At 47.8% G+C, this 12,718-nt stretch carries 10 protein-coding genes and 3 pseudogenes; 8 read left to right on the plus strand and 5 right to left on the minus strand.

The window, feature by feature from the left end:
- Positions 1–1,951: 1,951 nt before the first annotated feature.
- The 8 genes and pseudogenes from HA45_RS22700 to HA45_RS22735 all read left to right on the plus strand — a co-directional run bounded on the left by HA45_RS22700 (position 1,952) and on the right by HA45_RS22735 (position 9,721).
- On the plus strand, positions 1,952–2,575 hold the full coding sequence (locus HA45_RS22700; protein WP_157811636.1) for a YfdX family protein: 624 nt from the start codon (positions 1,952–1,954) through the stop codon (positions 2,573–2,575).
- A gap of 69 nt (positions 2,576–2,644) precedes the next feature.
- Positions 2,645–4,015: a glutamate decarboxylase gene (gad, locus tag HA45_RS22705; RefSeq protein ID WP_100702141.1), complete on the plus strand. Its 1,371-nt coding sequence runs from the start codon at positions 2,645–2,647 to the stop codon at positions 4,013–4,015.
- Between the two features lie 43 nt (positions 4,016–4,058).
- Complete coding sequence (locus HA45_RS28440; RefSeq protein ID WP_244563514.1) at positions 4,059–4,304, plus strand: hypothetical protein; 246 nt, start codon at positions 4,059–4,061, stop codon at positions 4,302–4,304.
- Positions 4,258–5,475, plus strand: coding sequence for an amino acid permease (locus tag HA45_RS22710; protein WP_244563515.1), 1,218 nt, complete (start codon positions 4,258–4,260; stop codon positions 5,473–5,475). The genes HA45_RS28440 and HA45_RS22710 overlap by 47 nt, the downstream gene beginning before the upstream one ends.
- 99 nt (positions 5,476–5,574) lie before the next feature.
- Positions 5,575–6,159 (plus strand): Slp family lipoprotein, encoded by a 585-nt coding sequence (locus HA45_RS22715; protein ID WP_100702140.1) that lies wholly within the window; start codon positions 5,575–5,577, stop codon positions 6,157–6,159.
- Between the two features lie 1,708 nt (positions 6,160–7,867).
- Positions 7,868–8,098 carry a hypothetical protein gene (locus tag HA45_RS28445; protein WP_240629224.1) on the plus strand — a complete coding sequence of 77 codons (231 nt, stop codon included), beginning with the start codon at positions 7,868–7,870 and terminating at the stop codon, positions 8,096–8,098.
- Positions 8,099–8,265: 167 nt separating this feature from the next.
- On the plus strand, positions 8,266–8,949 hold the full coding sequence (locus HA45_RS27720; protein WP_205960952.1) for a hypothetical protein: 684 nt from the start codon (positions 8,266–8,268) through the stop codon (positions 8,947–8,949).
- Positions 8,946–9,721, plus strand: a pseudogene (locus tag HA45_RS22735) (tyrosine-type recombinase/integrase). The gene HA45_RS27720 and the pseudogene HA45_RS22735 overlap by 4 nt, the downstream one beginning before the upstream one ends.
- A 97-nt stretch (positions 9,722–9,818) precedes the next feature.
- Here HA45_RS22735 and HA45_RS22740 read toward each other — a convergent pair.
- The 5 genes and pseudogenes from HA45_RS22740 to HA45_RS27725 form a co-directional block, all read right to left on the minus strand.
- Positions 9,819–10,115 (minus strand): hypothetical protein, encoded by a 297-nt coding sequence (locus tag HA45_RS22740; RefSeq protein ID WP_100702139.1) that lies wholly within the window; start codon positions 10,113–10,115, stop codon positions 9,819–9,821.
- On the minus strand, positions 10,112–10,738 hold the full coding sequence (locus HA45_RS22745) for a ParA family plasmid-partitioning AAA ATPase (RefSeq protein WP_100702138.1): 627 nt from the start codon (positions 10,736–10,738) through the stop codon (positions 10,112–10,114). Before HA45_RS22745 ends, HA45_RS22740 begins: the two co-directional genes overlap by 4 nt.
- Before the next feature lie 198 nt (positions 10,739–10,936).
- Positions 10,937–12,100: pseudogene (gene umuC / locus HA45_RS22750) on the minus strand (translesion error-prone DNA polymerase V subunit UmuC); the annotation flags it as partial.
- Positions 12,101–12,194: 94 nt separating this feature from the next.
- Entirely contained in the window at positions 12,195–12,362 is a 168-nt protein-coding gene (locus tag HA45_RS27360) for a hypothetical protein (RefSeq protein ID WP_211280920.1), read from the minus strand.
- Between the two features lie 31 nt (positions 12,363–12,393).
- A pseudogene (locus tag HA45_RS27725) lies at positions 12,394–12,603 on the minus strand (S24 family peptidase); the annotation flags it as partial.
- Positions 12,604–12,718: the final 115 nt, after the last annotated feature.

Consider the following 12,718-nt stretch of genomic DNA (forward strand, 5'->3'; position numbering starts at 1 on the left):
CCGCTGCCGCTGCCGCTGCCGCTTGCCGGGCTGGTAACAGGGCTGGCCAGCGCCTGGTTAATCCTGGTACTTATTCCCTGATCCAAAACCTGATTTATCCATTTTTTTCAATTACCGTCCCGGAAAATGCATCCCCGTACGGTTACCAACTGGCTGTATGCTCTTTCCGCTGAACGGTTATGCCGGGCCCCCTGATCTGGGTGCTCGGCGTGTGAGCCGGTATATAGCTTTACTGCGCACTTAGTCTCGCTGGCAAAATGCATCATCTGCCTGCTGTTGTAAGCAGCTTATCTTTGCCGGTGAAATGACTATCGTGCATGTCGTCAGCCTGTCGTTCAGGCACTTCTTACCCGAACATATCATTGTCATTACCGTAGATTATGCGGGTTTCGGGGATACTGAACTCTCAGTGAAAGGACACTAAAACCAACCGCCAGTCGGCGTACTGTCACTCCCCTGATTTTCTGCAGCGGATCCTCAGGATATTACGGGATCATGGCAGCGGGCACTTTCATGAACACACCTTATCAATTTTCTACGGGCTCAAACCCGCTGCAACACCATTACTTTACGCAGCGGGTTTCGTCAGGCGTCGAACGGGGGGCTGACTACTGCTTATACGCGCGCATTTCAAAAACCTCAGTGGGAAATCCGGGAGATGCGTAAGTACCCGCGTAATTTGAAAAGGCAAGATTTGAACGTCTGTGGACAAAATCAGGCTGCGGATGACCCTCTCTGCCGGCCACGGGGCTGGCTGATATGCCAGGAGCCGGGGTTCTGCGCTTCAGTATACTCTTGGTGCCATAATCTGCGTCAGCCTGCGAAAAAATATCTTCTGCGATAACAAAGTGACAAACAGCTGATAAAGGATAATGAAATACGTGCGCACGATGAAAACAGGGTGTTTGCGATGTTTGCCGCGAGCGGCGTCAGTGGTGCCGGGAAGGCTTCCGCGTGGCCAGATGTACCACCGGACTTATGATGAAAGCGATGAGTCTCAGTAGCGTGCGTTGGCGTAAAAGTGCGCAAAACGATCTGTTATGAAACAGAAGTCGCATTTGACCGGGTAAATTGTCAGTCAATGGCTAAGCACAGGCCCTATGGAAGGACAGATTTAACCGGCTTCAGTACAGGGCAGGGCTTCGCGTGTGCGGCAATGTAGACTAATCGTCGGGGTCAACGGGAGCGGCGGGTTTCGTTATTAATGAAGACGGCATATGTGCCGTATGCGTTTAATAAGGCGACGCTGACCTGAGCGAGAGTGATACCATCACCGCAGATGACTCCAACGTCTTATCCCTGCTTCGTCCATTTAAGCTGAAAAACTGTACAAAACTTTTATCAAAACGGGGGGGATGGCAGCCTGATTTTACTGACCTAAAATCCCCTGGTAACCGGTGCGGTTCTGCTTTTATGTTGAAGGCCCCCCCCGGCGGGCAGGCAGTGAAGTCTGTTGAAATTTGCCTGTTTTGAGTCATCAGAGCAGACAATAATAAACGTCTTAAACATTATGTAAGCAATTTATCAATAAATCGTTTACTGGAAAGCAAGCAATCTGTCTTTACCTGCAGAAAAAAAGCCCGGAGGTATGAGGTAGTTGGCCAATAAAAATATGAAAATAAAACTGATACTTATTTTTGAGTAACATGCACCTTTATCTGGTGTTTCGGGAAAAGGTAATGCGAGTGATAGTTAATCTTAAGTAATAAAGTTATCATGCACCTCAAACAAAAAATAAATGATTGGAATAGAATGTATAGTCAGGCTGTTAATTAATGGTTTTATTGATTTATGTCAAAAATATCTGCGTTATATAAAAATCGGCGGTCAAATAAATTAAGATTTTTTTACATTGTGAATTAAGGTTTATCTTCATTTTTAACGGCTTAGTGATAATATTTTTTTGCCGTAAAGGAAAGCATTAATAAACCAGAGAATGAGGATTCAAGAAATGAATAAGAAAACAATGACACTGGCCATTGCCATTTTAATGACAACTGCAACCAGCGCAATGGCAGCATCAGTGGTAGAAAAAACCAGTAATAACAGTGATAAAACTGCTTCATCACTTCAGGAAAAGGTGATGAAAATTTCACAAGGAGTAATGGGTGATATTCGACTGTCACGCTTTGAGATTTTCAATCTTCACCCTGATAAAGCTCAGAATCTGGTGGTAAAAGCAGATGGAATGTTAAATAAAGCAGACCAGGAATGGATTTCAGTAGTAAGAAAAGATAAGGGTCTACCAGCAGATGATAACTATATTCTTCTTGATTCAACAGTTATTCAGAAAGATGCTTTTACTGTAACACCAGAAAAGCAAAAAGCACTAAATAAAGCAAACAGACAACTTAAGTCAGGTGATAAAAAGGGGGCATTTGAAACGCTAAAATTAGCCGGATATGAATTCGAAACGTCTCATGCCTTCATGCCGCTTCATCATACTCGGGAGGATTTGAACCGAGCCATCAGCTTGTTGAAGTCTGGTAAATATTATGAAGCTAATGCGGCACTGAAAAACGCTGAGGACGGCATCATCGTTCAAACCGATTCAGTGGATGACACCATTCAATAATATTTCACAGGAGTCAATTAAGGAGCATAAATTCTTCCGTAAGATAATCGTATAATTTTCTGGAAAGAAATGATGGAAAATAACCAAGGCACACCTTGTCACCCATTAACCGTTTTGCCTAAGCGGGCAATCCCGTCTGAAGAGAACAGCGGCACACTAGTAAAGAATATGATTAGTGACGAACTTATTCTGGATGGCAGTGCTCGTCTCAACCTGGCTACATTTTGCCAGACATCTCTTGAACCTGAAATCCATCAGTTAATGGATGCGGCTATCGATAAGAATCTTATCGATAAGGATGAGTATCCTGTCACAGCAGAAATTGAGCAGCGCTGTGTGAGAATGCTGGCCAGACTATGGCACGCCCCAGAGGCGGACACTACGATGGGATGCTCAACTGTAGGTTCATCGGAAGCCGCCATGCTGGCGGGGCTGGCTGCAAAATTTAACTGGCGTAAGCGCCGTATGCTGGCTGGTCAGCCAGTAAACAAACCCAACCTTGTTTGTGGTCCGGTTCAGGTTTGCTGGCACAAGTTCTGCCGCTACTTCGATATTGAACTGCGCGAAATACCCATGTCAAAAAACAGGTTGCTCATGTCACCGGAAGAAGTTTTGTCGCGGGTAGATGAGAATACCATTTGCGTGGTTGCAACCTTTGGCGTCACGTTCACCGGCCAGTACGAACCCGTGCTTGAAATCAGCAAAGCTTTAGACGAGTTCGAAGCAACTACCGGGATTGATGTTCCTCTCCACGTTGACGCAGCGAGTGGCGGATTTCTTGCCCCGTTCTGTGCTGAACAACTGGTATGGGATTTCAGAATCCCGAGGGTTAAATCGATCAACGCTTCAGGGCATAAATATGGACTGGCACCGTTAGGTGCGGGCTGGGTGATCTGGCGCAGCACACGTGATTTACCTGAAGAGCTCATTTTCAATGTAAATTATCTTGGGGGGGAGATGCCAACATTTGCGCTGAATTTCTCCAGGCCCGGGGGCCAGATTATCTCTCAGTATTATAATCTGGTGCGTTATGGTTTCGAAGGATACAAGCGTCAGCATAACAGCTGTTATGAGGTAGCTCATTATCTTGCGTCGCAACTCCAAAAAACAGGTTTGTTCAACCTCATTTTCCGGGGGGATAAGGCTCAAGGCTTACCAGCTGTTGCTTGGACGCTGAAAAATCCGCAAAAACTCTCGGGTTATACCTTGTATGAATTCGGCGACCGACTCCGACAGAGAGGGTGGCAGATTCCGGCATATTCGTTACCAGACGACTGTTGTGAAACTGTAATCCAGAGAATCGTTGTCAGGCGAGGTTTTACTATGGATCTTGCACAGGTGCTGATAAACGATATGAAATCATGCATCAGCCATTTTCATGATGTTCCTGTTGATACAGAGCATGAAATAATTTCCAGAAAAGCGTTTAACCATAACTGATCCTATGGCGGAGCGTTGCTCCGCCCTTTATATGGAAGGATTCATGAAATCAATTTCTAAAGGCGATGGCGCTAAAACCCTGTCGGTAACCGGTTTTTTTGCAATTACCGCTTCAATGGTCATAACTGCGTACGAATATCCCACTTTTGCCACATCCGGACTTACTCTAATAACATATCTTATCTTAGGAGGGCTGCTCTGGTTCATTCCCGTTGGTCTGTGCTCCGCGGAAATGGCGACGGTTGAAGGATGGGGGGGAAGGCGGGATTTTTACGTGGGTTTCGAATAATTTAGGAGAGCGATGGGGGTTTGCTGCAATCAGCTTTACTTATCTTCAGATAGCCATTGGATTTATTCCGATGCTTTATTTTATCGTGGGTGCCGTCAGTGATATTTCCGGCATCAGCGAAATCAATACGAATCCTCTGATGAAAACGGCTATTTCGCTTTTAATTTTATGGAGCCTGGCTCTGACACAGTTAGGGGGATTAAAAAATACGCAAAAAATAGCTAAGTGTGGTTTTTTTCTTGGAATAGTCCTGCCAGTATTACTGCTGTGGTTCTCAGCGTTCTGGTATTTTTATCACGGCGGTCATCGAATGATTGACCTGAAACTGGATGGCTTAATGCCACATCTTTCAGATAAGGGCGGTCTTGAAGTTTTCGTCGCCTTCATTCTGAGCTATATGGGTATTGAGGCTTCAGCAACCCATGCCAATGAAATGTATAATTCTCGGAAAAATTATCCTCTGGCGATCCTGATTCTAATGATATGTACGATTTTATTCAGCTCAGTATCTGGATTGATAATTGCCTTGGTGATGCCAAATTCTGAAATATCGTTATCTTCTGGCCTGGTTCAGGCATTATCTAAAATCACCTCACATGTCACCCATGATGCAGTATGGGCCGTTAAAATATTTTCTGCACTTCTCGTTTTTGGCGTCATGGGTGAAATTTCAGCCTGGATAACAGGGCCTTCTAAAGGGTTGCTGGTTACGGCAAAGCAGGGGCTACTGCCTGTATCATTTTCCGGCGTAAACAAAAATGGTGTGCCTGTTAAATTAGTTATGCTGCAGCTACTGATAACCTCAATCGCTATTGTTTTGTTTACTAATATCAGCAGTAGCAGCAATAGTGCATTTCTCATTGCGCTCTCACTCACCGTTTTAATTTATCTTTGTGCTTATTTTATGCTGTTTGTATCTTATATAAAAATGGTTATCACAAAGAAAAAAACAACCAGTGGATTTGTCATCCCGGGGGGGAAGGCGTGCAGGCTGTTAGTTGCTGCTGTTGGTTTCATTACATCTTTATTTGCCTTCGTAGTTTCATTTATTCCTCCTGAATCCGTTATCGGTCACATGCAAAGAAAAGATTATTTGTTTGAATTGCTAATTTCTTTTTTGATTGTGATCAGCATTCCTTTTATAGTTTGTAAAACCAGAAGAAAAAAATAAACCTGCATCATTAATGCGATGCTGGCTGGTGTTTAAGAGTGCGCAGCATAAAATAATGCCGGGTTGTTCATTGTTAATTTAAAACTGAGGTGGATCAAGATGAAGAAAGGAAACTTATTCATGTTGCTTCCTGTACTTATCGTTACAGGATGCTCGAGCATACCTAAAGATATAGGCGGAAATAGTAAGCTGGTATCGTCAGCGAATTTCTATCAGTTATACGAACACCCTGATCAGTACACGGGTTATCCGGTCAGAATTGGGGGGAGAGTATTAAATGTTATTAACCATAAAAAAGAAACGTTACTTGAAATTGCGGTTTTGCCCCTGGATGATTCAGCCAGGCCAGAAATAAATGATTCTTATGAAGGGAGAGTGATTGTCAAAGACAAGGGTTTCATTGATCCTCTCTTACTCAAAAACCATTATCTGACTGTTCTGGCAGATGTGGAGGGTAGTGCAAACGGTAAGATTGGAGAAACACCTTACAAATTCGTCCTTCTCAGCTTGCTGGGATATAATATCTGGCACATTAAAGAGGATATGATTCCAGTTGATAGCTGGAACTATGGTTTTGGCCCTTACTGGAATTATCGCAGGGCCGCATATCCATACGCAATGAACTGGGGCTGGTATCCGGTGCCCGCCGGTTATCGACTTGAGAAAACCATAGTTAACGAATAGTAGTTAATATGGCCATATTATCACGGATGCCAGTGAGCAGAATTAAACTGGCATTTTTTCATGTTCGGGTGATTTGATGATCTCTGATTTACCCATCCCGTCCTGAGCATTCACCCAATCTCTGCAGCATGACCGACTCGGCTATCGAACACGAGTCTTTTACGCTGCACGGAATTGCCCTGCTGTATCGACCCAGCGTATATAGCGGAATAATCATCGTCGCTATCAGTGTTCATTTTCTTTCAGGGAACAGTACGATACGCAGAGGAAATACGACTAAAACCATACTCTTGTCGTGTGCGACAATCTGTTTCGAAAATCCTCGTTTACCTGCAAACATTTAATCAATCAGTCAGCTTACAGATGGCAGTATACATAACCACAACCCCATCCTGCTTCACAAACCTGTGCCGGACGTGAAAATACGCTATTTTTTATCATTTTTATCATTTTTATCATATGATGGGACTTCATCAATATTGCCCCACAATCTGGCGCTTCTAATTTCTGCTAAAATTATGAACAGGCATTCCTCACACACCTCCTCATCTGTACTGATCATCCGCTGGAAAAAGCTCATTTTTTTTCCGCATCTTTTACATGTCTTAATGCGAAAAATCACGGTAATGCCTTCTGTAAATCAGGGCAATTCGTAAGAGCCATCTGTAGCACCTCTCGCCATTGATGACGCGACCGTGTTCATCTTACTTAATCATTTACTTAATGCGAATCGACGGTTGTATTGCTTATTATTATAGCTACTCAGCCAGGATACAGTCGAAGAAATTTCTGTAAATCTGTCCACGCTGCAATAATCCATGAGTTTGCCCCGATGAGACGGAAACGGTTATTTTTTAGTGAGTAGTTAACCTCAGTACTCTGTCGGTGACTGCATTTTCAGGCATTTATGGGGATGACACTCATTGCCGCCTTTAACCCCTTCTGTCAGTTTTCCCTTTACATTGATGTGATACGGTAACTCATCTGCATACGCGTCGTCGCGCTTGAACGTTTTCAGGAACGATTCATCTATCCCATTGCTCCGGACTGTGCACTGGCGTCATGCATACTATGAGTTAGAGTATGGCAGCGAACATCCTTGCTTGTGAGTTCGCTGAAGCCATCATAATACCAGCGTCTGCCCCGCCGAATGTCACGACGCTGCCGGTATGCGCACCGCGGGTGAGTTACCCAGCGCTTGACGTTTCCATAGATCTTATCAGTTTGCCTCATAGCTAAATGTTGATGTACTTCAGCATGATACATATTGGATATACAACAGGAATATAAACAATATCACACCTCGTTTTAAGGAAAGCCCACCGGCAAGATCCTTAAAAAGGCGGAACCGGATCTTCTGCACGCGCGGGGCGGTTTTCTGCCACGACCACAACATATAGTGGCTGATTCAGCTGTTCGTGGCACAACATACGGGGTGCGTCAGATAACCTCAGGGAAGTGCCGGCAGGAAACCGGCGCCTGACCCGCCGCGACGGGCGCGCCACGCTTCCGGGAAAGTCCTATATTGGCCGGAAAGCGGATCCAGCGCAGTGGGTGGTCAGGTAATTTAAGAGCGTTTATATATGCTTACTTATTATAAAGTGAGGTATTATTATTCAAATTAAAACTTCCAGAATGAATCAATCAATAACTCAAAGTAATATTTATTTCCGTGACTACTAACCTTCAGGCCATAAAGGAGTTCAGGATGGGACGTGCCGTACCGTTAATAATTGGTCAGAAGGCGTTTGCTTCCAAAAAAGCCGCCGTGGATTATTTCATGGATCAGCGTGAGGAGCTTAAAGCTTCAGGCCCGGTAAAGGATGGCGAATTGTTCGGAGAGCTGAAGGCGCTCTACACGCGATATTGTGAGGTCACGCAGTGGGATCTGAGCAACAGGGTGATTTTACGCGTTCAGCGTGGATTACGAGCAGCGTAAGAACGGACAGGCCTGGACGTCTCGACTGTGCTACTGGGTGCAGTTTTCACCGAAGGACAGGCTGAGCTTTTCGGTCAGGGAAGCAGTGGATGCGATAGCAAAAGCAGCTGCCACTGCACAACCGTAATTGAGAACGTGATTTAGCACTTTCAGGTGAGTATAAGTTTATGGTTGAGGGGATTTCGGTCTGGGTGCCGGTGATCAGCGCAGGAGCAGGTATTGTTGGTGCACTGAGCAGCCAATGGCTGTCGCATATTTTCGTAACACGTCGTGAAAAGAGGGCGTCAGAAGAAAAGCTGAATCGGGAGCGGTACTTTATCGGCACCGAGCTGGTCTTCCTGCTGGAGCAGTTTGCGGTGGGGTGCGCCGGCGTGACTAAGGAATTTGATTACACCTCCGGCGATAAAAACCCTCAGGTCTCCCGCCCCGTCCTCGATTACGCCGCTGTGACGGGGGACTGGCGTGCCCTTCCCGACCGGCTGATGTACAGCATCCGCGAGCTGGCTGTCCTGCAGAAAGAAGCTGACAGATCCGTGGCCGTTTCAGCCGGAATGGACCACTCATTTCATCATCTTAATAGCGTCAGAGAGCGCCATTATCAGTATGCCCGACTTGGCATCAAAGCAGCGATTATTGCCCGCCGTCTTCGTAATGAGGCTGGTTTTCCCGACACCAGACTGGACGCCATGCCCTGGGCAGCACAATGGGTGCTCTGGAAAGTCTGGCGGAATGAAAGACACCGACGGTCAGTCGAGGCCATTCTACGGAGACAGGAACTGGCCCGAATTGAGATTAAGAACGCATTGAGAAAACAAACAATGAATAACCCGCGCTGCGGAGACGGCCTATGACAACGTCTCCGGTGAACCTCCAGGTTGGGGGGCAGTTTCAGGCGCAGCAGCTGCCGGTGGCCATCGACTACCCGGCCGCGCTGGCGCTGCGCCAGATGGCCGCGCTCGTCGACGACCTGCCAAAGTACTTTCTGGCGCCGGAGGTCAGCGCCCTGCTCCACTTTATGCCCGACCTGCGGCGCAAGATGCTCTTCACCACCCTGTGGAACACCGGTGCGCGCATCAGCGAGGCGCTGGCGCTGACGCGGGGGGACTTTCTGCTGCGCCAGCAGTACCCGTTCGTGCAGCTGGCCACGCTGAAGCAGAGGGAGGATAAGGCGGAGCACCGGGCCGGACGCCGCGCCGCCGCCTGGTGCCGCTCTCAGACGCGCAGTACGTCACGCAGCTCGAAATGATGATCGCCACCCTGCGCATCCCCATTGAGCGCAGGAGCGAAAAGACGGGGCGCACGGAGCGGGTGCGGCTGTGGGACATCACCGACCGGACTGCGCACACCTGGCTCAACGAGGCGGTGGAGGCGGCTGCGTCAGAAGGGGTCAGTTTCTCGGTACCGGTGACCCTGCACACCTTCCGGCACAGCTACGCCATGTACATGCTCTACGCCGGCACGCCGCTCAAGGCGCTGCAGAGCCTGCTCGGCCGCAAGAGCGCGAAGTCGACGGAGATTTACACAAGGGTGTTTGCGCTGGACGTGGCGGCCCGGCACCGGGTGCAGTTTCAGATGCCGGGAAACGAGGCGGTGGCAATTTTGAAAACGAACTCATTAATTTAGTGAGGCATCATGCTAATTTCATCAAATAGCCAGATGCTATCTTAGTTAGTTAACAACATAACAACTTGTTATGTTGTTAATATAACAACATATTAACTTATTGAAGTTTTGCCTTTTTTATCAATTCGGACCGCTCTTCTGAGTTGAGATTCTCAAACTTCATTATGGCAGCTCTAACAATGTCCGAGCGATTCACTCGGGTTCCTGAATTATTCATTTCATCTCTTATGCAATTATCGATTGAGTTCAAATTGGCTACGGCAAATGAGATGCTTACCGGTTTCGCTTTACTCCGAGCATCTGTTTTTATCTCTTTGACCAAGCCTAACCCTGCAGAGCCGCCGTTTATAAATGCACTTTCGTCTTTAGGAGGTGTATTAGATCTGTTTCTCATTGGATGATCTCCTTAACGAGTGCAGAAATTTCTTCCTGAGCCTTTTCGTTTTGTGTTTCATAAATAGTCAGAGATTCTGCCCATGCATCTCGGTGAGCTTTTCGGTCACAGATTCGTGATTGAGCCAGTTTCATTTGAGGATAATCAGCCAAGACTTCCGCGGCCTGATGCGCTTCGTTTACGAACATATTTGTCGGAGCCATGTTGAGCACCAGATATCCTTCAACCCCTTCATTGAAGTCTTTTGCGGCAGTGAAAACTTCGCAAGTATGCGGAACAACGTCTAGGTCCATCTGAGAGGGTCTTAAAGGTGAAATGAATACATCTGCAGACATAAGGCCACTTCGCATTTCCGCACTATCTCGTCCAGCACAGTCCGCAATTACGAAATCATATGATTTCTCATGCTCCTTCAACATTGCCTTTATATTACCCGTAGCCCCAGTGACCGGGATATGAGGGTATGTTTCAGGCCTGTTGTTATACCAAGTTAGAACGGATTTCTGATCGTCGGCATCGACGATGATGACAGACTTTCCGGCTGCCTTAAGGCAAGAAGCAATAGAAACCGCGAGGGTACTTTTGCCAACGCCACCTTTCTGACTACCAAGAACAATAATCATAACAACCTCACAAGATAACAAGATATTAATTAATTATAATAACAACATGTTATCTTGACAAGATAATTTAGTGTCATTTAATTTATTGATATTCAATCCATTGTTAGCTTAACAAGATATTATCTTGTTATTTATGGTGGCTTTTGCTAACTCTTCCGCCGGTATGATGATGTAAATCTGATAAACGGACAGACCTCCTCATAGAACTTTTGCGACTGGAATGTCATCCCATTGGGTTGTCCACGCCGGTGAAAGCATCTCACGCTTCATTTTCCATTCGGCACTTATTCCCTGACCTGCAAACCACACGTTATCCAGCCCTGACTGGTTAATACCATCGAGCACCTTCATGAGCTGTGCGCTGTTGGCCCGCGGCTGCGCGTCGTCAAAGAGGCTGAGCTGGCTGACTCCATTGGGAGTGAAGTCATCGAGCATAATGCCGGTCTTCATATAACGCCGGTCATCAAGCCAGATGCGATCAAGGCTGCGTATGGCCACCTCAATGATGTCGCGCGTGTCCTGTGTAGGCAGTGGGAGTTTCTCACCGGCGCTGTTGCCATAAAAGACTTCGTTCACGGCGTGCGGTGACGTCCGGATGAAGATGCTGATGCGCCGGCAGAACTGACGTTCTCCGCGAAGTTTCTCTGCAGCGCGCGTGGCGTACTGGCACAGCGCCTGCTGCATGGCCACCTTTGAGGTGATGCGTTCGCCAAAGGACCTGGAGCAGCAAATCTGCTGTTTGGCGGGGGGCAGTTCCTCAATAGGGATACAGGATTCGTCTTTTAATTCGCGCACGGTTCTCTCCAGCACTACGTTAAAGTCTTTTCGGATGAGGGCAGGGTGCGCGCGCGCCAGCTGCAGGGCGTTACTGATGGCCATGACGTTCAGCCTTTTACCGATGCTGCGGCCCACGCCCCAGACTTCCTCCACGGGCTGATTGGCCAGCAGCGTTTCGGTGCGTTTCGGATTACCCGGCGTGATCGCCAGCACGCCGCGGAACTGCTTCCACTCTTTGCTCGCCCACTGCGCGGATTTCGCCAGGGTTTTGGTCGGTCCCATGCCGACGCCTACGGTCAGGCCCGTGGTGGCCAGTACGTGCGCGCGCAGGCGCCGGCCAAAGTGCTCAAAGTCCTCACAGCCATCAATACCGGTCAGATCCAGGAAAATCTCATCGATGCTGTACTGCTCGACACGGGGCGTCATTTCCTCAAGTGCCGTCATGACCCTCTGGCTAAGGATATGATATAGCTCATAATTACTGCTGAAGACGTGCTTGCGCTCTGCGAAATCCTGCGTCTTTATCTGAAACCACGGCGCGCCCATTTTAATGCCGAGCTTTTTGGCGTCTATGTTATTTGGAATTGACTATATTTCATACAACACATGCTGATTTTAGTAAGGGGGCACTGTGCAGAAAAAACGGCTGGATACACTGCCTTTTCTGGCAGCCGATCCTTCAGTACTCCGGTGGGTATGCCTGCAGGAAGACCTGCTGCGTGCCCCAAACACTGTTGATGCCTATGCCCGTGGCATCAATGACTGGCTCGCTTTCTGCCACTCCGTTGCTCAGACTGCTGTTGCCGCTGGGCGTGACACGGTCGCACTCTATGTGCGTAGTCTGCACCTCAGTCGCCAGCTCGCGGCTGCCACCATCCGTCACCGTCATAAAGCCCAAGCCCCTCCATGCTGCTGCCGCTGGCACGCACGAAGAACGTGGAGGCGCGCCGGCGGATGCAGAGCTCGTTCAGGTCCAGCTCTTTTTCGACATAATCGACGGCGGGGGAGGGGAATCCTGCCGCACACGGCTCGGCGTAGAGTGGCACGCGCACGCGCGGTGTGAAAACGGGGAGCCAGAGCAAAGTCAGGCCGGGTGCGTATTCCGCGGGTTTCACGACTGCGGCCCTCTGCAGAGCGCTGCCGGAACAACTGAAATCAGTATGATGTGACACATAAATCCTCCTATTAAATATACTGTTATGC

It is taken from the genome of Pantoea rodasii, assembly GCF_002095465.1.
Lineage (GTDB): Bacteria > Pseudomonadota > Gammaproteobacteria > Enterobacterales > Enterobacteriaceae > Pantoea > Pantoea rodasii.